Raw genomic sequence first — 21,866 nt, forward strand, 5'->3', positions numbered from 1 at the left:
ACTCGCTCATCGATTCACGAGTCCTTTCACTGGAAATGTTTGTACCAGTCCAGAATATGATTTCGCGCCAGCGACGCGCCGCCGATCGAATCGCGTCGCCAGTACATATCGAGTATCTCGCGATGATCCTGGTGCGCCTTTTCGCGGCCACCGGCCGAGACGATCTTCGAGCGATAGCGGCTGCTGTTTTTTAAAAGAAGCTCGACGGTCGCGACCGCGCGTTTGCGGCCTGACGGCTCGCACAAAGCGACGTGGAAGCGGCAGTTCAGGTTGGCAAGCCCGCTCATGTCTGAATCGGGAATGGAAGGGAACTCGTCCAGGATGGCGCCGATTTTGCGTATCTGCGCATCGCTGCACTGCTCGATTGCCAGCCGTATCAGGTTCGGTTCGATCCACAGCCGCAAGTCGAGCAAGTCGCGCAGATCATCGGACGATAGTTCGGAAACGCATGCCCGATGATGAGGAAGCAGCGTCACGAGCCCTTCGGCGGCGAGGTGGCGCAGCGCTTCACGAACGGGAATGCGGCTCACCCCCATTTCATTGGCTATCACGTCTTGCCGCAGCACGGCGCCAGCCGGTATCGCTTCCGAGAGAATCCGTTCGCGGATGCGATCGACCACGCTGGCGGCGAGCGTGATGCGCGTCAACGGTTCAACCGGCGCGAAGCTCTTTTCCTCAAGCAACTCTTCCATGTCATCTTGCGCGTGCGCTTGATGTTCCACGTTCAGTCTCCCTTGTCTGGGCCGTCATCCGGGGCCGTTGATCGCTGCGTTTCAAGAATTGTAGTCGATGCGAGTCAGTGGCGTATACGGGATACGATTTTGATGTCTCAAAATCGACTATTAAAGGTAATAAGGCTAAAAAAAGACAAAATATGACCGTTTATTGCGGGTAAACCACGCCAACAATCCTGATTGACACGGAAATTTTGCATATCCAGTATACGAAAAACGCCTGCTTCAGGGCCAATCCGAGAGGAGAGTTACCTTGCAAGTCGCTACTGTCAATTCGATTGGCCTGTCCAACGATCCGCTTCTGAAGCCGTTTGCGATCAAGGGCGTGACGTTCCGGAATCGGATCATGAGCACGAGCCACGCGTGCGGTCTGGAAAGCGACGGCATGCCCGTCGAGCGTTATCAGCGGTATCACGAAGAGAAAGCCAAAGGCGGACTGGCGCTGACGATGTTTGGCGGCTCGTCCAATGTCTCGCCGGATTCACCGAACGTCTTTCGCCAGTTGAATGTCGGCAGCGATGCCATCGTGGCGCACCTGCAGTCTTTCTCGGCGCGTATTCACCAGCACGACACGCGCTTGATGTGCCAGATTACCCATCTCGGGCGGCGCGGCGAATTCTGGGCATCGAACTGGCTGCCGACCATTGGCCCTTCTCCGTTGCGCGAGCCGCTACATCGAAACTTTCCCAAGGAGATGGATCGGCACGATATCGATCGCGTCGTCAAAGACTTCGGCGATGCGGCATGGCGTTGCAAGGAAGGCGGCATCGACGGCATCGAGGTCATGGCCGCCAGCCATCTGATCGGTCAATTCATGTCGCCCTCGACCAATCGAAGGACCGATTCCTTCGGCGGCTCCCTCGAAAATCGCTGCCGCTTCGCACGCATGGTGCTGGAAGAAGTTCGCCGCCGCGTCGGCGATGATTTTCTCGTCGGCATTCGCCACACGGTGGACGAAGGGACCGACGGCTGGCTGACGTTCGACGAATCGCTCGCGGCTATACATCTGCTGGAGCGGGACGGCCTGCTCGATTTCGTCAACGCCATTTATGGCCGGATGGACACCGACGTCGCGCTAACCACGCATAACATGCCGGGCATGGCCTCGCCGATTGCGCCGTGGCTCGAACGAGTGGGCAGTTTCAAGCGCGAAATCGGCGTGCCGGTATTCCATGCCGCGCGTATTTCCGACATCGCCACGGCGCGCCATGCCATTCGGGACGGCCTGCTCGATATGGTAGCCATGACGCGCGCGCACATTGCCGATCCTTATATCGTGCGCAAGCTGGAAGCGGGCGCCGAGCACTCGATCCGACCGTGCGTTGGCGCGACGCAGTGCCAGTCGCCGCTGCGGCCTGCCTGCATTCATAATCCGTCGAGCGGGCGAGAAGCGACGCTGCCTCATCAAATCGAGCGGTCTGCGCAAGCGGGGAAAAAAGTCGTGGTTATCGGTGGCGGGCCGGCGGGATTGGAAGCGGCGCGCGTGAGCGCGTCGCGGGGGCACCGCGTCGTGCTTTTCGAAGCCGGTCCGAAGCTGGGCGGACAGATATTGCTGGCCTCGCGCAGCGGTTGGCGGCGCGACCTCATCGGCATTGTCGACTGGCGCGCGCAGGAACTCGAACGGCTCGAAGTCTCCGTGCGTCTCGATACCTATGCAGACGACGAGGATGTACTTCGTGAGGATCCCGATGTTGTCGTCATCGCGACGGGCGGCACGCCGGATATGGAGTGGATTCCGGGCGCGGATCGTTGCACTTCCGTGTGGGACGTCCTGAGCGGTAACGTTCAGTTGAAGTCCGACGTCGTCATCTATGACGGAACAGGGCGCAATCCCGCTGCACAGGTCGCCGAGATGGCCGCGCTCGCCGGAAGCAAGGTGCGCTTTTTCTCTTCCGACGGCTTTCTCGCGCAGGAGTTGCCCTATGCCGAGCGGGTGATCTGGAAGAAGCGCTTCTACGAGCATGCCATTAGCCCGGTCTTCGACGTCGAGCTGACCGAAGTGTCCAACGCAGGCGGCCGTCTCGCAGGATCGTTTTTCAATATCTATACCGGCGATGTGCAGGTTATCGAGGCCGAGCAATTTATCATCGAACACGGAACGCTGCCATTCGACTCGCTCTACCACGAGTTGCGCGAGCACTCGTCGAATGATGGCGTGACCAGCCTGAATGAACTGCTGGCGGGCAAGCAACAGCCGAACGGCACGGGCGCCGGCAAGTTTCAATTGCACCGGATCGGCGATGCCGTCGCAAGCCGGAATATTCACGCAGCCATCCTCGACGCTGCGCGACTGTGTGGAGCGCTTTGATCGCGGCGCAAGCGCTCGCAACCCACCTGTACGTTTTATCGAAGAGGTGTCTCGATGCTCGACGTCATTGCACGACCGTTTCAGCACATCAGACTTCCGTTAGGACAGTGGGCGGATGCGCTGGTGACCTGGCTCGTGTTGAATTTCCGCTCCGTATTTCAGGAGATTCGTTATCCGGTGCAGTTTCTGCTCGACATGATCCAGCACCAGCTGAGTTCCGTGCATCCGTTCGTCCTGATCGGTGCGCTGATGCTGGTCGGCTGGCAAGTCGCTGGCGGACGGGCAGGAATTGTGATCGGCGTCTGCCTCTTCGCTTTGGGGGCGATAGGCGCATGGGCCGATGCGATGGATACGCTTTCCATTGTCTTCACCGCGATCGTGCTCTGCGCCATGATCGGCATTCCCGTCGGTGTCGTGGCCGGACTCAGCGCGCGATTCAATGCCTGCCTGCGCGTGTTGCTCGACTTCATGCAGAGCATTCCGTCGTTCGTCTATCTGGTTCCTGTCGTGATGCTGTTCGGCATCGGCAATGTTTCGGGGGTACTGGTGACCGTGATCTACGCGATTTCGCCGATCATCCGGCTGACGAGCCTCGGCATCCGCCAGGTGAGACCCGACGTGCTCGAGGCCGGACATGCGTTTGGTTGCTCCCCGCTCAAGATTCTCTTTCGCGTGCGCCTGCCGCTGGCGCGGCCAACCATCATGGCCGGCGTGAACCAGACCGTGATGCTCGCATTGTCGATGGCGGTCGTGGCGGCAATGATCTCCGTCGCCGGGCTCGGGCAGATGGTCTTGCGCGGCATCGGTCAGCTCGACGTCGCGACGGCGACGACGGGCGGTGTCGGTATCGTGCTCCTTGCGATCACGATCGACCGCATCTCGCAGGGCCTCGGCATGTCGTTGCGCGACCACGGAATGCAGCGTTGGTGCGACAGAGGACCGCTCGGTATGTTGAACCGCATTGTCCGGCGTTTCCATCGCGGGAATCGGGATGTACCGCAACCACGAGATTCGCGGCCGGCATCATTGGTCGAGCGCGATGCGCAGACCTGAGCACCGCAACGCATCGCCAGCATTCGCGGTAATACCGCGAAAACGCGAACCATCAATAGGAGTATCCCAGGTGTCGACTCGAAATCATGATCCGCGTTTCAAAGAGAAGGCCGACTACTTGACGCAACTCGTCAAAGCACGCCGCACAGGCTACAGTCTCGACGCTCCGTTCTATCTGAGTCAGGACGTGTTCGACCTGGACATGCAACTGATCTTCGGGCGGCACTGGATTTTTGTCGGCGTCGAGGCCGCCATTCCCGAACCCGGCGATTACTTCCTCGCCGATTTCGGACCCTATTCGGTCGTAATAAGCCGAGGGGATGAACTCGAACTCACGGCTTTCCATAACGTATGCCGGCATCGCGGCGCGCGCATCCTGCACGAGCAGCAGGGCGCCTTCGCGAACATTGTGTGTCCGTATCACCAGTGGACATACTCGCCCACGGGCGATCTTCTCCATGCGGAACTGCATGGCGATGTCGACAAGGAATGTTTCCGCCTCAAGCCCGTACACATACGCAGTCTGGGCGGTCTGATTTTCGTTTGCATGGCCGACGAGCCACCCGGCGATTTCGACGATCTCGTACGCGAGGTCGGTGCCTATGTCGAGCCGCACCGATTGCGCGACTGCAAGGTGGCTTATCAACTCGATATCGTGGAAGAGGGCAACTGGAAGCTCACGATGGAGAACAATCGCGAGTGCTACCACTGCCTCGGGCATCCCGAACTATTGCAGTCCACGTTCGGCGTGTTCGGATATACCGAAGACGACGAAAATCCGAGCCGGCGCGAGGCCGTTCGCGAACACGACGCCGCGCTCGCCGCATTGCGTGAGATCTGGACCCGGCACGGGCTGCCGTACGAACCGGTCGAACATCTCGACGATCGATCCACCGCCTTTCGCATTCAGCGGGTTCCGCTGACGGGGCCAGGGGAATCGATGACGATGGACGGCAAGGCGGCCTCGCGCCGCCTGCTGGCCGACTTTACCGAGGCCCGGCTGGGCCGGCTCCAGTTTCATCTTCAACCCAATTCGTGGCATCACCTGCAGGCGGATCATTCGATTCACTTTTCGGTTCTTCCGATCGACGAGGGCAAGACCCTGGTTCGCACGACCTGGCTCGTTCATCAAGACGCGGTCGAGGGGCGCGATTATGAACTCGAGAATCTGCTTCATGTCTGGAAGGCGACGAACGAGCAGGACAAGTTTTATGTCGGCTTGACGCAGCAAGGCGCGGTCAATCCGGCCTACGAACCGGGACCGTATGCGCCATCGGAATGGCAGGTCGAAAAGTTTTGTAGTTGGTATATCGGGCGGCTTACTTCTCAACTGAACCGGCTTTAAGCACTCAATCGGGAGCAAACATGAATCACTCGAAAGGTCGTCGACAGTTCCTGATTCAAGGTGCAATCCTCACCGCCTCGTCATGGGGTGGGCAAAAGCTGTTCGCCGCCGAGTTGCCGGGGACCGGCGTGACGGTCAGGCCAACGGGCCTTACCACACCGACGGCGCGATTCCAGAGCGTGATTGTCGAGATGGGGCTGCAACAGCTCGGATACACCGTGAAAGACTACGCGCCGGCGGACCCGGCGATCTTTCACGTCGCCGTCGCGCAGGGCGATGCCGATTTCTGCGCGCAGGAGTGGACGCCGCTCTATGAGTCCTATTACCAGAAAGTCGGCGGTGACACCTCGTGCGTGCGCATCGGTAGAACGGTGACGAACTGCGTATTCGGCTATTGCATCGACAGGAAGACGGCCGATAAATACCAGATCAACAACCTCGGTCAGCTGAAGGACCCGAAACTGGCCAGGCTCTTCAACGCCACTGGCGCCGACGGCAAGGCAACGCTGGTGGCCGGCAATCCGGGCTGGGGCGCGGCGCGCGTTATCCAGCATCACATCGAATACTACGGACTGGGTGCGACCGTCTCTCCCACGTTTGGAAACTACGATGCCCTGATGGCCGACGTCATGACGCGCTACAAGGCGGGAGAGCCGGTTCTGTACTACACATGGGTGCCGATGTGGGTCAGCAGCGTGTTGCAGCCCGGACGCGACGTGGTTTGGCTCAGCGTGCCGTCGCCCGACCCCGCCAATGGAAACAATAATAGCCGCCTGCCGGACGGCCGGGATACCGGATTCCCGATCTACGAAATGAAGGTGCTCGCGAATCGGGAATTCGTTCAGAAGAATCCCGCCGCGAAGAAGTGGTTCGAGCTGGTGACGATTCCGGCAGCCGACATTAGTGCCGAGAATCTTCTCATGCAACAAGGCCAGAACAAGATCGAGGATATTCGCGGGCATGCGAAGCATTGGATTGCGCAAAACCAGAAGCTGTTCGATTCGTGGATTCAGCAATCGATTGCCGCGGCGCATGCCTGAGATTCGAAGCCCAAGACCTGTTCGCTGATCGGCGTTTTATATCAGCGTTTTATGCGAGAGCCCATGATGCCAGAACCGTCCATTCTCCGGCCCGTCCATGCGAATGCGAAACCTGTTATACGGTCCACGCCATCTGCTGTTACGCAGCAGGGAGAAACCGTCATCGAGTGCCGCGACATCTGGAAATTGTATGGGCGCCGTGCAAAAGAAGCGCTGGCGTCGATAAAACGCGAGGGTATCGACAAGGACGAAGTGAAGCGCCGCTTCGACTGCGTGGTCGGGGTGGCTGGCGTCAGCTTCACGGTCAGCCGGGGAGAAACGCTGTGCATCATGGGCTTGTCCGGATGCGGTAAATCGACTTTGCTGCGCCACATTAACCGCCTGATCGATCCGACCGCTGGGGAAATCTGGATCGAAGGCGAGCAGACGGCCAACCTGAAAGCCAAACCGCTGCGGGAATTGCGCGCGAAGCGCTTCGGCATGGTGTTTCAGAACATGGCGCTCTGGCCGCATTTCACCGTTCTGGAGAACGTGCTGTTCGTTCTTCAGGGCCGGGGACTATCGCGCTCCGCACAACTGGATGCTGCTCGAAGCGCGCTCGCGGCGGTTCGACTGTCGGGCTGGGAACATCACTATCCGGATCAGTTGTCGGGCGGCATGCAGCAACGTGTCGGACTTGCCCGGGCACTCTCGACCGACCCGGACATCCTGCTGATGGACGAGCCTTTCAGCGCATTGGACCCCATCGTACGTCGCGAACTCGCCGAGCAGTTCGTCGAAGTCTCGCGCCGCCTCGGCAAGACCGCGGTTTTCATTACGCACGATCTCGATGAAGCGATTCGTATCGGTGACCGTGTCGCCGTTATGAAGGACGGGAAGATCGTTCAGATCGGCACGCCCTTCGACGTGGTCAACATGCCGGTCAACGACTACGTGAAGGATTTTGCAAAAGGCGTCGGGCGCCTGCAAGTTCTGACGGCGGGCGCGATGATGCGGCAGTTCACGAGCGGCTTGCCACATGACGTCTCGTCACATCGCAGCATCGATCTGGATGCGCGGCTGCCTCAGGTGCTGGACGCGTTCGGCGGCGACTCCCGACCTCTCGCCGTCATGCATGAGAAAGAGGTCGTCGGTGTTATCGACTATGCAACAGCACTGGCGGCGATCCGCTCAAAACTGGATTGATCGCTATCTCTTCGACTTGATTTTCAATCAGGCACACCCTGACGGGACATTCTCATGATCGTACTTGTCGCAGTGAAACGCGTGGTCGACTACAACGTGAAAGTCCGCGTGAAGTCCGATGGTACCGGCGTCGATATCGCGAATGTGAAGATGTCGATGAATCCATTCGACGAGATCGCGGTGGAAGAAGCGGTCAGACTGAAAGAAGCGGGAATGGCGACGGAAGTCGTTGCCGTTTCCGCCGGCAGTGCCCAGTCGCAGGAAACGCTGCGCACGGCGCTGGCGATCGGCGCCGATCGCGCGATCCTGATCGAATCCGGCGACGAGTTGCAGCCTCTCGCAGTCGCGAAGTTGCTGAAGGCACTTGTCGATCAGGAGCAGCCGCAACTGGTGATTCTCGGCAAGCAGGCTATTGACGACGATTCGAATCAAACGGGCCAGATGCTTGCCGCATTGGCCGGCATGCCGCAGGCGACATTCGCATCGAAGATCGTCATGGCCGACGGCAAGGCAACGGTCGCGCGCGAAATCGACGGGGGCGCCGAAACGCTGTCGCTGACTTTACCCGCCGTCGTGACGACCGATCTGCGTTTGAACGAGCCGCGCTACGTGACGTTGCCGAATATCATGAAGGCGAAGAAGAAGCCTTTGCAAACAATCAAACCGGAAGACCTGTCGGTCGATGTGCGTCCGCGCCTGAAGACGCTGAAAGTGGCGGAAGCGCCGCAGCGGTCTGCCGGCATCAAGGTGCCGGATGTGAAGACGCTGGTCGAGAAACTCAGAACGGAAGCGAAAATTCTGTAGGGGAAACGGCATCATGACAAATCTGGTTGTCCTCGAACATGACGGCGCCGGCATCAAGGCCGCGACACTCAATACGATTGCCGCCGCGAAGGCTATCGGCGGCGATATCGACGTACTCGTTGCCGGTTATAACGTGGCAGAGGTCGCGGGCGCTGCCGCGAAAATCGCTGGCGTTTCGAAGGTACTCGTGGCGGACGCACCGCAGCTTCAAGCGGGACTCGCGGAAAACATCGAAGCGACGGTGATGTCGATTGCGAAAACGTACTCGCACATACTCGCGCCCGCTACGGCATTCGGCAAGAATATCGCGCCACGTATCGCCGCAAAGCTCGATGTCGCGCAGATCAGCGAGATCACGGCCGTCGTTTCCGGCGATACGTTCGAGCGGCCCATCTACGCGGGCAATGCGATAGCGACGGTGCAATCGACCGATGCAATCAAGGTCGTCACGGTGCGTGCCACCGCTTTCGAGCCGGTCGAGCCTGAAGGCAACCATGCTTCGATCGAGAAGATTGACGTTGCGGCCGACGCCGGCACGTCACAGTTCGTGAGCCGGGTCATGACGCGGCTCGACCGGCCCGAGCTGACCAGTGCCGACATCATCGTTTCCGGTGGCCGCGGCCTTGGCAGCGGTGAAAACTACAGGCGCACGCTGGAGCCGCTGGCCGATCGACTCGGTGCGGCTCTTGGCGCATCGCGTGCGGCAGTCGATGCGGGGTATGTGCCCAACGATTATCAGGTCGGACAGACCGGCAAGATCGTCGCGCCGCAAGCCTATTTCGCGGTCGGCATCTCCGGTGCGATTCAACATCTGGCCGGCATGAAGGATTCGAAAATCATTGTCGCGATTAACAAGGACCCGGAGGCGCCGATCTTCGGCGTTGCCGATTACGGGATCGTGGGCGATCTGTTCGAGGTAGTACCGGAGCTGGTCGACGCGATCAAAGCCTGAGGCGGTGAATGTGGCCGGCCGCGCGACAGGCGGCCGACCGTCTCGCGCATTCGAACAGGAAGGCAGTCCTGAGATGAATTCCACGCAAATGGTATCCGCGTTCCAGACGGCCGACAGGTTGGTCGATGCAAAGACCTGGGAGACCGGCGCAAGATTGTGGAGCAGTTCCGAAGAGCAGGTGCTCAATTGCTGTCGTGTGACGCGGGAAACGCATGACGTGAACAGCTTTGAGTTTCAAACCGGCGACGGTTTGCCCGTGCGTTTTGAGCCGGGCCAGTTCCTGACGGTATCCGCCGTCGTGAACGGACAAGCGGTGCAGCGCTGCTATACCCTTTCTTCTCCCCCGACGCGCCCGTATCTGATTTCGATCACCGTCAAGCGGGTGCCGGGCGGTGTCATGTCCAACTGGCTTCACGACAACATGCGGCCGGGGGGCCAGTTGCGTGCGTTCGGGCCGTCCGGCGTATTTACGCCGACGGTAGCGTCCGCGCCGAAATCGTTGTATCTGTCCGCGGGTTCCGGTGTGACGCCGCTGATGTCGATGACTCGCGCGAGCATCGACCTCGGGCTCGACCGCGATATCGCGTTCGTTCATAGCGCCAGGACGCCTGCCGATATCGTTTTTCGCGAGGAATTGCATCGGCTCGCGACGCTATCGCCACGTCTTCGTCTTTTCTTCGTTTGCGAGGGCATCGGAGAAGAACAGGACTGGACGGGCGCGACGGGGCGACTGAGTTTGCCGCAACTCGCGCAATGGCTGCCCGACTTCAAGGAACGCGAGGTCTTCACCTGCGGCCCTGCCGGCTATATGAGTGCGGTACGGCACATGCTGCGCGAGGGCGGTCACGACCCGGTGCGGTATCACCAGGAGAGCTTCGATATTAGCGAAGGGGTTGCATCTGCGCCTGTATTTGAGCCTGTATCTGAGCCCGCACCCGAGTCCGTGCCTTCCGAAAGCTCTGTCGAGCAGGACACTTTCACCGTGAGACTGTCCCGCTCTTCGAGATCTTTTACGATGCACGCGTCCGAAACGGTATTGGCCGCGGCGAAGAAGAACGGCGTGATGATTCCATCGTCCTGTAGTCAGGGGCTTTGCGGCACCTGCAAGACAAAACTGCTCGACGGCACCGTCGATATGAAACACAACGGCGGCATTCGCGAACGGGAGATTCAGAAAGGGTTCCGTCTGCTGTGTTGCAGCCGGCCCATGTCGGATCTCGTTCTCGAGTTGTGAGATCGCAAACGCGCATTGACACCTGGACTGACACCCGCATTGACGTTGTACGGCTTCGAAACCGTGAACGGTTTGGCACACCCAACTGGGAGGCACTATGTCAGGAAATCGTGGAGTTGTTTATATCGGACCGGGGAAAGTCGAGGTTCAGAACATCGCATTCCCCGAATTGATCGACCCGGCCGGTCGCAAGGCCAATCATGGCGTCATTCTGCGTGTCGTCGCGACCAATATCTGCGGCTCGGACCAGCATATGGTTCGTGGACGGACAACGGCACCGGCCGGCCTCGTCCTCGGCCATGAAATTACCGGCGAGGTGATCGAGGTCGGCTCGGATGTCGTGACCCTGCAGAAGGGCGATCTGGTGTCCGTGCCGTTCAATGTGGCATGCGGCCGCTGTCCGATGTGCAAGTCGCAGAACACTGGTGTCTGCCTCACGGTGAATCCCGCGCGTGCCGGCGGGGCCTATGGCTATGTCGACATGGGCGGCTGGATTGGCGGCCAGGCCGAGTTCGTGATGGTGCCGTTCGCCGACTTCAATCTGTTGAAGTTTCCCGACCGCGACCGGGCTATGGCGAAAATCCGCGACCTCACCTGTCTCTCCGACATTCTTCCCACGGGCTACCACGGCGCCGTCACCGCGGGCGTGGGCCCGGGGGCCAGTGTGTATGTGGCGGGCGCGGGGCCGGTGGGCCTGGCCGCGGCGGCTTCGGCGCGTCTTCTCGGCGCGGCGGTGACGATTATCGGAGATGTGAATCCGGTGCGGCTCGCACATGCACGGCGCGTCGGGTTCGAAACCGTCGATCTCTCGAAGGACGCTTCATTGGCGGACCAGATCGCCGGGCTGGTCGGCGAGCCCGAGGTGGATTGCGCGATCGACTGCGTCGGCTTCGAGGCACGAGGCCACGGTCATGCGGGTTCGCAGGTCGAGGCGCCCGCCACCGTGCTCAATTCGCTGATGGAAGTCACGAGAGTCGCGGGGAACATAGGCATCCCAGGTTTGTACGTCACCGACGACCCGGGTGCCGTCGATGCCGCTGCGCGGCAAGGCAGTCTGTCCGTGAGATTGGGCTTGGGCTGGGCGAAATCGCACTCGTTCTTTACGGGGCAGACTCCGGTCATGAAATACAACCGGAATCTGATGCGGGCAATCTTGTGGGACCGCCTGAACATTGCCGAGGTCGTCAACGTCACGGTCATCAAGCTCGATGATGCGCCGTCCGGTTATGCCGAATTCGACTCGGGGGTGCCGAAGAAATTCGTCATCGATCCGCACGACAGTCTGAAGGCGGCTGCATAAGGACTACCTGAGACTACCTGAGGCAGCGCTTGACAGCCATGCAGGCATGACCGGAAACGAGGGGGCGCGAGCGCGTATAAAGCACGCTCGCGCCCCTCTCGTTTCGCCCAAACCTTAGCGATACACCGGGAAACGCTGGGTCAACTCGGCGACCTGCCCACGCACGCGTTCGATCGTCGCGGCGTCTTCCGGGTTGTCCAGCACGTCGGCGATCAGGTTGCCGACCTGCTCGGCTTCCTTCACGCCGAAGCCGCGCGTGGTCATCGCCGGCGAACCCAGGCGCACACCCGAGGTCACGAACGGTTTTTCCGGATCGTTCGGGATCGCGTTCTTGTTGACCGTGATGTGCGCGGCACCGAGCGCCGCTTCCGCCGCCTTGCCGGTGATCTTCTTCGCGCGCAGATCGACCAGCATCACGTGGCTTTCCGTGCGGCCCGAGACGATACGCAGACCGCGCTTGACCAGCGTTTCAGCGAGCACGCGCGCGTTCTCGACGACCTGCTGCTGATACGCCTTGAACTCCGGCGACAGCGCTTCCTTGAACGCGACCGCCTTGGCGGCGATCACGTGCATGAGCGGACCGCCCTGGATGCCCGGGAAGATGGCCGAGTTGATCTGCTTCTCGAACTCGGCCTTCATCAGGATCACACCGCCGCGCGGGCCGCGCAGGCTCTTGTGCGTGGTGGTCGTGACGAAGTCGGCGTGCGGCACCGGGTTCGGGTAGACGCCCGCCGCGATCAGCCCGGCGTAGTGCGCCATATCGACCATCAGGTACGCGCCGACCGACTTCGCGATCTTCGCGAGGCGCTCGAAGTCGATGCGCAGCGCGAACGCGGACGCGCCCGCCACGATGAGCTTCGGCTTGTGTTCCTGCGCGAGCTTTTCGGCCGCGTCGTAGTCGATGTCTTCGGCTTCGTTCAGGCCGTAGCTGACCACGTTGAACCACTTGCCCGACATGTTGACGGGCGAACCGTGCGTGAGGTGGCCACCATGCGCGAGGCTCATGCCCATGATCGTGTCGCCCGGCTTGAGCATGGCGAAGAACACGCCCTGATTGGCCTGCGAACCGGAGTTCGGCTGCACGTTGGCGGCTTCCGCGCCGAACAGCTGCTTCACGCGGTCGATCGCCAGCTGCTCCACCACGTCCACATATTCGCAGCCGCCGTAGTAGCGCTTGCCCGGATACCCTTCGGCGTACTTGTTCGTGAGTTGCGAGCCCTGTGCGGCCATGACCGCGGGCGAGGTGTAGTTTTCCGACGCGATCAGTTCGATGTGCTCTTCCTGACGGCGGTTCTCGAGTTCGATCGCCTTGAAGAGTTCGGGATCGACGTTTTCTACGGTGCTCGTTGAACGGTTGAACATGTTGAGGTCCGGTTCGTTGAAGGATGCGTTGGAGGAATCTCGTACCGATTGCGTCGCGATGCGCGAGCCTGACGTGATTCTGGTAATTCGAAATTCGTGCGACTAGAAGAATTGCGACAGCGCGCTAGTACGCCGATACCGGCGATGAAAACGACCGACCAGGGCTTTCCCGGAGTGCACACGGCTCAAGCATACGGTCCGCATGTGGCTTGCGTGTGGCCTGCGCGTTGCCTCTGTATACGGCCTGCATGCGGTTTTCCACGCGCGCCCGGCGGCACACCGGAACGAAGAGCGGCCACGCCACGCACCCAATCGGGAAAGTTACACGTGCATGTCGTTTTCCTTCTATCGGAAGTCTTTTGGCGTTGGTGTACTACGCACACTGTCATCAACCGCTGAGTCCACGAGGGGAGCGTCGCATGAACGTCAGCGTTTTCGATCTGTTCAAGATCGGCATCGGTCCGTCGAGTTCGCACACGGTCGGCCCGATGATCGCGGCCTGCCGCTTCGTTTCGCATATCGACGAAGCGAATCTGCTGCGCTTCGTCTGCCGCGTGAAAGTCGAGCTGTACGGCTCGCTCGGCGCGACGGGCAAGGGCCACGGCACCGACAAGGCGGTGCTGCTCGGCCTCGAAGGCCATTTGCCCGACACCATCGATCCCGACCAGATCGAGCCGCGTCTCGCCGCGATCCGCGCGCAGAAGTCGCTGTCGCTGCTCGGCCGGCAGACGATCCGCTTCGAGGAAAAGGAGTGCATCGGCTTCTACCGCAAGCTGATGAGCGGCACGAGCATCGTGCATCCGAACGGCATGCGCTTCCAGGCCTTCGACGAGAACGGCCAGTTGCTGGTCGAGAAAGAGTATTACTCGGTGGGCGGCGGCTTCGTCGTGAATCGCGACGGCGAGCGCGTGAACGGCCAGCGCGGCGCGCACGACGTGCCCTGGCCGTTTCGCACCGGCGACGATCTGCTGCGCGTGTGCAAGGAGAGCGGCCTGTCGATCGCGCAGATCGCCCACGCGAACGAATGCGCCTCGCGTTCGCCCGAAGCCGTGCGCGAAGGGCTGATGACGCTCTGGCACACGATGGCCGCATGCGTCGAGCGCGGCTGCCGGATGCACGGCGAGTTGCCGGGCCCGATGCACGTGCGCCGCCGCGCCGCCGATCTCTGCGCGCATCTGCGCGCGCGCTCCGAAGAGTCGCTGCGCGATCCGCTCTCGATGCTCGACTGGGTCAATCTCTACGCGATGGCCGTCAACGAGGAGAACGCGGCGGGCGGGCGCGTCGTCACGGCGCCGACCAACGGCGCGGCCGGCGTGATTCCCGCCGTGCTCCATTACTACGTGAAATTCGTGCCGGGCGCGAACGAACAGGGCATCGCCGACTTCCTGCTGACGGCGGCGGCGATCGGCATCATCTACAAGGAAACGGCCTCGATTTCCGGCGCCGAAGTGGGCTGCCAGGGCGAAGTGGGCGTCGCGTGCTCGATGGCTGCCGCCGCGCTCGCGGCCGTCATGGGCGGTACGCCGTCGCAGGTCGAGAACGCCGCCGAGATCGGCATGGAGCACAACCTCGGCATGACCTGCGATCCGGTGGGCGGCCTCGTGCAGATCCCGTGCATCGAGCGCAACGCGATGGGCGCGATCAAGGCGCTGAACGCGGCGCGCATGGCGCTCAAGGGCAACGGCCAGCACTACGTCACGCTCGACAACGTCATCAAGACCATGCGCGAAACGGGGGCCGACATGAAGACCAAATACAAGGAAACGTCGCGCGGCGGTCTGGCCGTGAACGTCATCGAATGCTAACGAAGGAAACCGCGAAATGAGCCGCTATTCGATATTCAGTCTGTTCCGCAACGGGTTGTCGTATCACGAGAACTGGGAGCGGCAATGGAAGAGCCCGGAGCCGAAGAAGGAATACGACGTGGTGATCGTCGGCGGCGGCGGCCACGGTCTCGCGACCGCGTATTACCTCGCGAAAGAACACGGCGTGAAGAACGTGGCGATTCTGGAGAAAGGCTGGATCGGCGGCGGCAATACCGCACGGAATACGACGATCGTGCGCTCGAACTATCTGTGGGACGAGTCGGCGGCGCTCTATGAAAAGGCCATGAAGCTCTGGGAAGGGCTCGCGCAGGACCTCAACTACAACGTGATGTTCAGCCAGCGTGGCGTGATGAATCTCGCGCATACGCTGCAGGACGTGCGCGATACCGAGCGCCGCGTGAATGCGAACCGCCTGAACGGCGTCGATGCCGAATTCCTCACGCCCGCGCAGATCAAGGAAATCGAGCCGACCATCAATCTCAACAGCCGTTACCCGGTGATGGGCGCGTCGATCCAGCGGCGCGCGGGCGTGGCGCGTCACGATGCGGTCGCGTGGGGCTTCGCGCGCGGCGCGGACCGTCTCGGCGTGGACATCATCCAGAACTGCCAGGTAACCGGCATTCGCCGCGACGGCGCGCGCGTGACGGGCGTCGATACCGTGAAGGGCTTCATCAAGGCGAAGAAGGTCGCCGTGGTGGCCGCCGGCAACACCACGACGCTTGCCGACATGGCCGGCGTGCGCCTGCCGCTCGAAAGCCATCCGTTGCAGGCGCTCGTGTCCGAGCCGATCAAGCCGGTCGTCAATACGGTCATCATGTCGAACGCGGTGCACGCGTATATCAGCCAGTCCGACAAGGGCGATCTCGTGATCGGCGCGGGGGTCGATCAATACACGGGCTTCGGCCAGCGCGGCAGCTTCAACATTATCGAAGGCACCTTGCAGGCGATCGTCGAAATGTTCCCGGTGTTCTCGCGCGTGCGCATGAACCGGCAGTGGGGCGGCATCGTCGACGTGTCGCCGGACGCTTGCCCGATCATCAGCAAGACCGACGTCAAAGGGCTCTATTTCAATTGCGGCTGGGGCACGGGCGGCTTCAAGGCGACGCCGGGTTCGGGCTGGGTGTTCGCGCACACGATCGCGAACGACGAGCCGCATCCGCTGAACGCAGCGTTTTCGCTCGACCGCTTCTATACCGGCCATCTGATCGACGAGCACGGCGCTGCCGCCGTCGCGCACTGAGTGCCGCACGCACCCGCTTACCAGGAGAAAACCACATGTTGCTGATCGAATGTCCGTGGTGCGGCCCGCGCGCCGAAGCGGAATTCACCTGCGGCGGCGAAGCCGAGATCGCGCGCCCGCTGGAGACCGAACAACTCACCGACAAGGAATGGGGCGACTACCTGTTCATGCGCCATAACCCGCGCGGCGTGCACAAGGAGCAATGGCTGCACGCGCAGGGTTGCCGCCGCTGGTTCATGGCGACGCGCGACACCGTCACGTACGAAATTCTCGGCTACGAGACGTTCCGGCGCGGCGGCGCGACGGGCGACTCGACCACGCCGGCGCAAGGAGACAAGGCATGAGCCAGAAGAACCGACTCGGCACGGGCGGGCGCGTCAATCGCGCGATTCCGTTGAACTTCACGTTCAACGGCCGCACGTATCAGGGCTATCAGGGCGACACGCTGGCCTCGGCGCTGCTCGCCAACGACGTGCATTTCGTCGCGCGCAGCTTCAAGTATCACCGGCCGCGCGGCATCGTCACGGCCGACGTCGCCGAGCCGAACGCGGTCGTGCAGCTCGAACGCGGCGCGTATACCGTGCCGAACGCGCGCGCGACCGAGATCGAGCTGTATCAGGGGCTCGTCGCGACCAGCGTGAACGCGGAGCCGTCGCTCGAACAGGATCGCATGGCGGTCAACCAGAAGTTTGCGCGCTTTCTGCCCGCGGGTTTCTACTACAAGACCTTCATGTGGCCGCGCAAATGGTGGCCGAAGTACGAGGAGAAGATTCGCGAGGCGGCGGGTCTTGGCAAGGCGCCCGAGGCGCTCGACGCCGACCGCTACGACAAGTCTTTTGCGCATTGCGACGTGCTGGTGGTCGGCGGCGGACCGAGCGGCCTGCTCGCGGCGCTCACCGCGGCGCGCAGCGGCGCGCGCGTGATGCTCGTCGACGATCAGCGCGAACTGGGCGGCAGCCTGCTCGCGGGCAAGACCGAGATCGACGGGCGTCCCGCGATTCATTGGGTCGAAAAGGTCGAGGCCGAACTCGCCGCGCTGCCCGACGTGACGATTCTGTCGCGCAGCACCGCATTCGGCTATCAGGATCACAACCTCGTGACCGTCACGCAGCGTCTCACCGAGCATCTGCCGGTGTCCGCGCGCCGCGGTTCGCGCGAAGTGCTGTGGAAGATCCGCGCGAAGCGCGTGATTCTCGCCACCGGCGCGCAGGAGCGCCCGCTCGTATTCGGCAACAACGATCTGCCGGGCGTGATGCTGGCCTCGGCGGTGTCGGCGTATATCCACCGTTATGCGGTGCTGCCGGGCCGTAACGCGGTCGTGTTCGCGAACAACGACGCGGGCTATCAGTGCGCGCTCGATCTGAAGGCATGCGGTGCGGCGGTGACGGTCGTCGATCCGCGCGCGCAAGGCGCGAGCGAGCTGCAAGCGGCGGCGCGCCGCCAGGGCATCAAGGTGATGAACGGCGCGGCGGTGGCGAGCGCGCGCGGCAAGCTGCGCGTGTCGTCGGTCGAGGTCGTCGCGTGGGCGAACGGCCGCAGCGGTGCGAAGCAGGCCGAGCTTCCCTGCGATCTGCTCGCGATGTCGGGCGGCTTTAGCCCGGTGCTGCATCTGTTCGCGCAATCGGGCGGCAAGGCGCACTGGAACGAGGCGAAGGCGTGCTTCATGCCCGGCAAGCGCGTGCAGCAAGAGGTGAGCGTGGGCGCGGCCGCCGGCGAGTTCGGTTTTGCGCGGGCGCTGGCGCTCGCGATCGACGCGGGCGTCGATGCGGCCAAATCGCTCGGCTTCGCGGTCGAGCGCCCGCCGCTGCTGAAGCTCGTCGATCATGCCGAGGCGCCCATCCAGCCGCTCTGGCTGGTCGGCAGCCGCGAGGCCGCGGCGCGCGGGCCGAAGCAGTTCGTCGATTTCCAGAACGACGTCTCGGCGGCGGACATCCTGCTCGCCGCGCGCGAAGGCTTCGAATCGGTCGAGCACGTCAAGCGCTATACGGCCATGGGCTTCGGCACCGATCAGGGCAAGCTCGGCAACATCAACGGCATGGCGATTCTCGCCGATGCGCTCGGCAAGTCGATTCCCGAAACGGGCACGACGACGTTCCGCCCGAACTACACGCCCGTCACGTTCGGCACGTTCGCGGGGCGCGAGTTGGGCGATCTGCTCGATCCGATCCGCAAGACCTGCATTCACGAATGGCACGTCGAGCATGGCGCGATGTTCGAGGACGTCGGCAACTGGAAGCGGCCCTGGTATTACCCGCAAGGCAGCGAGGACCTGCACGCGGCCGTCAAGCGCGAATGTCTTGCGGTGCGCAACGGCGTCGGCATGCTCGACGCGTCGACGCTCGGCAAGATCGACATTCAGGGACCGGACGCCGCCAAACTGCTGAACTGGGTCTATACGAACCCGTGGAGCAAGCTCGAAGTCGGCAAGTGCCGCTACGGCCTGATGCTCGACGAAAACGGCATGGTCTTCGACGACGGCGTGACGGTGCGCCTCGGCGAGCAGCACTACATGATGACCACCACGACGGGCGGCGCGGCGCGCGTGCTGACGTGGCTCGAACGCTGGCTGCAAACGGAATGGCCCGACATGAAGGTGCGGCTCGCGTCCGTCACCGACCACTGGGCGACCTTCGCCGTGGTCGGCCCGAAGAGCCGCAAGGTGCTGCAAAAGGTCTGCGCGGACATCGACTTCGCGAATGCCGGGTTTCCGTTCATGTCGTATCGCAACGGCACGGTGGCGGGCGCGAAGGCGCGCGTCATGCGCATCAGCTTCTCGGGCGAGCTGGCCTATGAGGTGAACGTGCCGGCCAACGCGGGCCGCGCGGTCTGGGAAGCGCTGATGCAGGCGGGCGCCGAATTCGGCATCACGCCGTATGGCACGGAAACGATGCACGTGCTGCGCGCGGAGAAGGGCTACATCATCGTCGGCCAGGATACCGACGGCTCGGTGACGCCTTTCGATCTCGGCATGGGCGGGCTTGTTTCGAAGGCGAAGGACTTCCTCGGCAAGCGTTCGCTCTCTCGCTCGGACACGGCGAAGGAAGGCCGCAAGCAGTTCGTCGGCCTGCTCACCGACGACGCGCAGTACGTGCTGCCCGAAGGCGGCCAGATCGTCGCGCCCGATGCGGTGACGCGTGCCGACGGGACGACGCCGATGCTCGGCCACGTCACGTCGAGCTATTACAGCCCGGTTCTCGACCGCTCGATCGCGCTCGCGGTGGTGAAGGGCGGTCTCGGCAAGATGGGCGAGAAAGTCGTGGTGCCGATGGCCGATGGCCGTCGCGTTGCCGCGACGATCGCGAGCCCGGTTTTCTATGACACGGAAGGGGTGCGTCAGCATGTTGAATGAAACGATCGAACCGGTGCCCCTCGGGGAACGCGCGGCGACGGTGCCGCTGGAGTCGCCGTGCGTAGGCGTGGCCGCGCTGCTCGACGCGCATGAAGCGCAAGGCGAGCGCGTGACGAAGGCGTTCGCGATGCGCGAGCTGCCGTTCCGCGATCTCGTGACGGTGCGCGGCGAGCCCGGCGATGCCGCGTTTGCCGAGGCGTTCGCGCGGGTGGTCGGCTGTGCGGTGCCCGCGCAGCCCAATACGCGGGTGTCCGCCGCGCAGTACGACGTGCTGTGGCTCGGTCCCGACGAATGGCTCGTGCGTTCGCGCGAAGCGGTCAACGCCGGCGTGCTCGAAGACGCGCTCGTGCGGGCGTTGAACGGCATGTGGGCGTCGGCGGTCGATGTCGGCAGCGGCTATACGGTGCTGGAACTGAGCGGCGCGCGCGTGCGCGAAGTGCTCGCGCGCGGCTGTCCGCTCGATCTGCATCCGCGCATGTTTGGCGAAGGTCAATGCGCGCAGAGCTTCTATTTCAAGGCGTCGATCATGCTGATTCCGACCGGCGCGGAGCGCTTCGAAGTGGTCGTGCGGCGCAGTTTCGCCGACTACTTCTGCCGCATCATGCTCGACGCCGCGGCGCCGCTCGTGTCATGAAGCTCGTCGAGGGCGCGTTTGCGCGGCCGTTCGATGCCGCATTCGCGCAGACGCGAGGGCGCGGCTGGAGCGTGTTCGTCGAGGCGTTGAGCGTGCCGGTGCACGTGGGCATCCACGCGCACGAACACGGCGCGCCGCAGCCGGTCGTGATCGACGCGCGGCTTGGCTACGGCGGCGCGCCCGACGAGTCCGGCGAGTGGATCGACTATGACGGCTGGTGCACGCGCATTGCCGACTTCCTCGCGCACAAGCCGCATACGCGGCTGCTCGAAATGCTCGCGGTGGACGTGGCCGCGCTTTCGTTTCGCGAGTGGCCCGCGTTGCAGACGCTCGAACTTGCACTGCACAAGCCGAAGATCCGGCCCGGCACGCGCCGCGTGGGTATCGCACTCGACTGGACGCGCGAAGACTGGATCGCGTGGCGCGGTTCGCAAGCGCTCGCGAGCCAATAAAACCGCCGCGCTCGCCGCTTCTCCATGCAGCCGGTACGTAGTCGATATGCAATCGACAAGTAATCGATAAGCAGGCGCACAACTGAAGGTTCAGATCGCCGTGCCCGCGCCGCGTGCACGGATTACGCGTCTTATTGCGCAGGTACTCCCATGATTGGCGAAAACAAAGAGCAATTCATTCTCACCCTGTCGTGCCCGAGCGGGCCGGGACAGGTCGCGGCGATGGTCAGGGTACTGGAAGCGCATCATTGCTATATCGACGCGCTCAATGTTTTCGACGACGATCTGAGTGGCCGCTTTTTCGTACGCTGCGTATTTCATGCGGCCGGCGGCGAGCCGCTGTGCGTCGATAAACTCAAGCAGCAGTTCGCGCCGGTCGCGGCCGACTTCAACATGGAGTGGGCCGTGCATAGCGCCGAGGTGCGTCCCAAGGTGCTCATCATGGTGTCGAAGCTCGAGCACTGCCTCGCCGATCTGCTGTTTCGCTGGCGCATGGGCGAACTGAAAATGGATATCGTCGGCATTGCGTCGAACCATAACGATCTGGCCGCGCTCGCCGAATCGCACAAGCTGCCGTTCCATCATTTTCCGATTACCGGGGCCGGCAAGGAAGCGCAGGAGAAGCAGTGGCTCGACCTCGCGGAGCGCACGGGCGCGGAACTCGTCGTGCTCGCGCGCTATATGCAGGTGCTCACGTCCGACGCCTGCGAGAAGCTCGGCAACCGCGCGATCAATATTCATCATTCGTTTCTGCCCGGCTTCAAAGGCGCGAAGCCTTATCACCAGGCGCATGCGCGCGGCGTGAAACTGATCGGCGCGACCGCGCATTTCGTCACCGACGATCTCGACGAAGGGCCGATCATCGAGCAGTTCGTCGAACGCGTCGATCATGCGCTGCGGCCCGAGCAATTGCTGGCCGTGGGCCGCGACGTCGAATGCATCACGCTGGCGCGCGCGGTCAAGGCGTTTACCGAGCGCCGGGTATTTCTCAACGGCGACCGCACCGTCGTCTTTCAGTGACGATCGTCGCAGCCGGCGCGGTATGGCC

At 62.4% G+C, this 21,866-nt stretch carries 18 protein-coding genes; 16 read left to right on the plus strand and 2 right to left on the minus strand.

The genetic code is table 11. The features are described from left to right. Nucleotides 1–26: 26 nt before the first annotated feature. Nucleotides 27–722 (minus strand): GntR family transcriptional regulator, encoded by a 696-nt coding sequence (locus tag F3J19_RS26000; protein WP_167048186.1) that lies wholly within the window; start codon nucleotides 720–722, stop codon nucleotides 27–29. A 265-nt stretch (nucleotides 723–987) separates the two neighbouring features. Here F3J19_RS26000 and F3J19_RS26005 point away from each other — a divergent pair, with 265 nt between their 5' ends. The 9 genes from F3J19_RS26005 to fdhA all read left to right on the plus strand — a co-directional run bounded on the left by F3J19_RS26005 (nucleotide 988) and on the right by fdhA (nucleotide 11,955). Continuing rightward, nucleotides 988–3,042 carry an FAD-dependent oxidoreductase gene (locus F3J19_RS26005; protein ID WP_275691494.1) on the plus strand — a complete coding sequence of 685 codons (2,055 nt, stop codon included), beginning with the start codon at nucleotides 988–990 and terminating at the stop codon, nucleotides 3,040–3,042. A gap of 249 nt (nucleotides 3,043–3,291) precedes the next feature. Continuing rightward, a complete protein-coding gene (locus tag F3J19_RS26010; protein WP_205193246.1) occupies nucleotides 3,292–4,095 on the plus strand; it encodes an ABC transporter permease subunit in 804 nt (267 codons plus the stop codon). Between the two features lie 70 nt (nucleotides 4,096–4,165). Next, on the plus strand, nucleotides 4,166–5,440 hold the full coding sequence (locus tag F3J19_RS26015; protein WP_345891070.1) for an aromatic ring-hydroxylating dioxygenase subunit alpha: 1,275 nt from the start codon (nucleotides 4,166–4,168) through the stop codon (nucleotides 5,438–5,440). Beyond that, a complete protein-coding gene (proX, locus tag F3J19_RS26020; RefSeq protein WP_167048195.1) occupies nucleotides 5,398–6,480 on the plus strand; it encodes a glycine betaine/L-proline ABC transporter substrate-binding protein ProX in 1,083 nt (360 codons plus the stop codon). The genes F3J19_RS26015 and proX overlap by 43 nt, the downstream gene beginning before the upstream one ends. Before the next feature lie 63 nt (nucleotides 6,481–6,543). Beyond that, entirely contained in the window at nucleotides 6,544–7,665 is a 1,122-nt protein-coding gene (locus F3J19_RS26025; protein ID WP_205193247.1) for a betaine/proline/choline family ABC transporter ATP-binding protein, read from the plus strand. A gap of 54 nt (nucleotides 7,666–7,719) precedes the next feature. After that, nucleotides 7,720–8,469, plus strand: a complete 750-nt coding sequence (locus F3J19_RS26030) for an electron transfer flavoprotein subunit beta/FixA family protein (protein ID WP_167048198.1) — start codon at nucleotides 7,720–7,722, stop codon at nucleotides 8,467–8,469. Nucleotides 8,470–8,482: 13 nt separating this feature from the next. Then, a complete protein-coding gene (locus F3J19_RS26035; RefSeq protein WP_167048201.1) occupies nucleotides 8,483–9,421 on the plus strand; it encodes an FAD-binding protein in 939 nt (312 codons plus the stop codon). Nucleotides 9,422–9,494: 73 nt separating this feature from the next. Further along, nucleotides 9,495–10,655 (plus strand): hybrid-cluster NAD(P)-dependent oxidoreductase, encoded by a 1,161-nt coding sequence (locus F3J19_RS26040; RefSeq protein WP_167048205.1) that lies wholly within the window; start codon nucleotides 9,495–9,497, stop codon nucleotides 10,653–10,655. A gap of 97 nt (nucleotides 10,656–10,752) precedes the next feature. Continuing rightward, entirely contained in the window at nucleotides 10,753–11,955 is a 1,203-nt protein-coding gene (gene fdhA / locus F3J19_RS26045; RefSeq protein ID WP_167048208.1) for a formaldehyde dehydrogenase, glutathione-independent, read from the plus strand. A 114-nt stretch (nucleotides 11,956–12,069) separates the two neighbouring features. On the opposite strand, the gene glyA is transcribed toward fdhA, so the two are convergent. After that, the gene (gene glyA, locus F3J19_RS26050) at nucleotides 12,070–13,317 is read right to left on the minus strand and encodes a serine hydroxymethyltransferase (RefSeq protein WP_167048211.1); all 1,248 of its coding nucleotides are present in this window, start codon (nucleotides 13,315–13,317) and stop codon (nucleotides 12,070–12,072) included. Between the two features lie 419 nt (nucleotides 13,318–13,736). Here glyA and F3J19_RS26055 point away from each other — a divergent pair, with 419 nt between their 5' ends. From F3J19_RS26055 to purU, 7 genes are all read left to right on the plus strand, one after another. After that, nucleotides 13,737–15,122, plus strand: a complete 1,386-nt coding sequence (locus F3J19_RS26055; protein WP_167048214.1) for an L-serine ammonia-lyase — start codon at nucleotides 13,737–13,739, stop codon at nucleotides 15,120–15,122. Nucleotides 15,123–15,138: 16 nt separating this feature from the next. Beyond that, on the plus strand, nucleotides 15,139–16,383 hold the full coding sequence (locus F3J19_RS26060) for a sarcosine oxidase subunit beta family protein (protein ID WP_167048217.1): 1,245 nt from the start codon (nucleotides 15,139–15,141) through the stop codon (nucleotides 16,381–16,383). 35 nt (nucleotides 16,384–16,418) lie between these two features. Further along, nucleotides 16,419–16,727: a sarcosine oxidase subunit delta gene (locus tag F3J19_RS26065; RefSeq protein ID WP_167048220.1), complete on the plus strand. Its 309-nt coding sequence runs from the start codon at nucleotides 16,419–16,421 to the stop codon at nucleotides 16,725–16,727. Then, nucleotides 16,724–19,732: a sarcosine oxidase subunit alpha family protein gene (locus F3J19_RS26070; protein ID WP_167048222.1), complete on the plus strand. Its 3,009-nt coding sequence runs from the start codon at nucleotides 16,724–16,726 to the stop codon at nucleotides 19,730–19,732. The genes F3J19_RS26065 and F3J19_RS26070 overlap by 4 nt, the downstream gene beginning before the upstream one ends. Beyond that, on the plus strand, nucleotides 19,722–20,366 hold the full coding sequence (locus tag F3J19_RS26075; protein ID WP_167048224.1) for a sarcosine oxidase subunit gamma: 645 nt from the start codon (nucleotides 19,722–19,724) through the stop codon (nucleotides 20,364–20,366). The genes F3J19_RS26070 and F3J19_RS26075 overlap by 11 nt, the downstream gene beginning before the upstream one ends. Then, on the plus strand, nucleotides 20,363–20,818 hold the full coding sequence (locus F3J19_RS26080) for a dihydroneopterin aldolase (RefSeq protein WP_167048226.1): 456 nt from the start codon (nucleotides 20,363–20,365) through the stop codon (nucleotides 20,816–20,818). Before F3J19_RS26075 ends, F3J19_RS26080 begins: the two co-directional genes overlap by 4 nt. A 150-nt stretch (nucleotides 20,819–20,968) precedes the next feature. Beyond that, the gene (gene purU, locus F3J19_RS26085; protein ID WP_167048228.1) at nucleotides 20,969–21,838 is read left to right on the plus strand and encodes a formyltetrahydrofolate deformylase; all 870 of its coding nucleotides are present in this window, start codon (nucleotides 20,969–20,971) and stop codon (nucleotides 21,836–21,838) included. The last annotated feature ends 28 nt before the right edge of the window (nucleotides 21,839–21,866 follow it).

This window comes from Burkholderia sp. Ax-1724, from assembly GCF_011752995.1.
Lineage (GTDB): Bacteria > Pseudomonadota > Gammaproteobacteria > Burkholderiales > Burkholderiaceae > Paraburkholderia.

What these genes read in the sequence shown, in the direction of transcription:
- purU (WP_167048228.1), top strand. Translation starts at nt 20,969, where the DNA reads ATGATTGGCGAAAACAAAGAGCAATTCATTCTCACCCTGTCGTGCCCG.
- F3J19_RS26055 (WP_167048214.1), top strand. Translation starts at nt 13,737, where the DNA reads ATGAACGTCAGCGTTTTCGATCTGTTCAAGATCGGCATCGGTCCGTCG.
- F3J19_RS26035 (WP_167048201.1), top strand. Translation starts at nt 8,483, where the DNA reads ATGACAAATCTGGTTGTCCTCGAACATGACGGCGCCGGCATCAAGGCC.
- F3J19_RS26025 (WP_205193247.1), top strand. Translation starts at nt 6,544, where the DNA reads ATGATGCCAGAACCGTCCATTCTCCGGCCCGTCCATGCGAATGCGAAA.
- F3J19_RS26070 (WP_167048222.1), top strand. Translation starts at nt 16,724, where the DNA reads ATGAGCCAGAAGAACCGACTCGGCACGGGCGGGCGCGTCAATCGCGCG.
- F3J19_RS26030 (WP_167048198.1), top strand. Translation starts at nt 7,720, where the DNA reads ATGATCGTACTTGTCGCAGTGAAACGCGTGGTCGACTACAACGTGAAA.
- fdhA (WP_167048208.1), top strand. Translation starts at nt 10,753, where the DNA reads ATGTCAGGAAATCGTGGAGTTGTTTATATCGGACCGGGGAAAGTCGAG.
- F3J19_RS26010 (WP_205193246.1), top strand. Translation starts at nt 3,292, where the DNA reads ATGCTGGTCGGCTGGCAAGTCGCTGGCGGACGGGCAGGAATTGTGATC.
- F3J19_RS26065 (WP_167048220.1), top strand. Translation starts at nt 16,419, where the DNA reads ATGTTGCTGATCGAATGTCCGTGGTGCGGCCCGCGCGCCGAAGCGGAA.
- F3J19_RS26040 (WP_167048205.1), top strand. Translation starts at nt 9,495, where the DNA reads ATGAATTCCACGCAAATGGTATCCGCGTTCCAGACGGCCGACAGGTTG.
- glyA (WP_167048211.1), bottom strand. Translation starts at nt 13,317, where the DNA reads ATGTTCAACCGTTCAACGAGCACCGTAGAAAACGTCGATCCCGAACTC.
- F3J19_RS26080 (WP_167048226.1), top strand. Translation starts at nt 20,363, where the DNA reads ATGAAGCTCGTCGAGGGCGCGTTTGCGCGGCCGTTCGATGCCGCATTC.
- F3J19_RS26060 (WP_167048217.1), top strand. Translation starts at nt 15,139, where the DNA reads ATGAGCCGCTATTCGATATTCAGTCTGTTCCGCAACGGGTTGTCGTAT.
- F3J19_RS26075 (WP_167048224.1), top strand. Translation starts at nt 19,722, where the DNA reads ATGTTGAATGAAACGATCGAACCGGTGCCCCTCGGGGAACGCGCGGCG.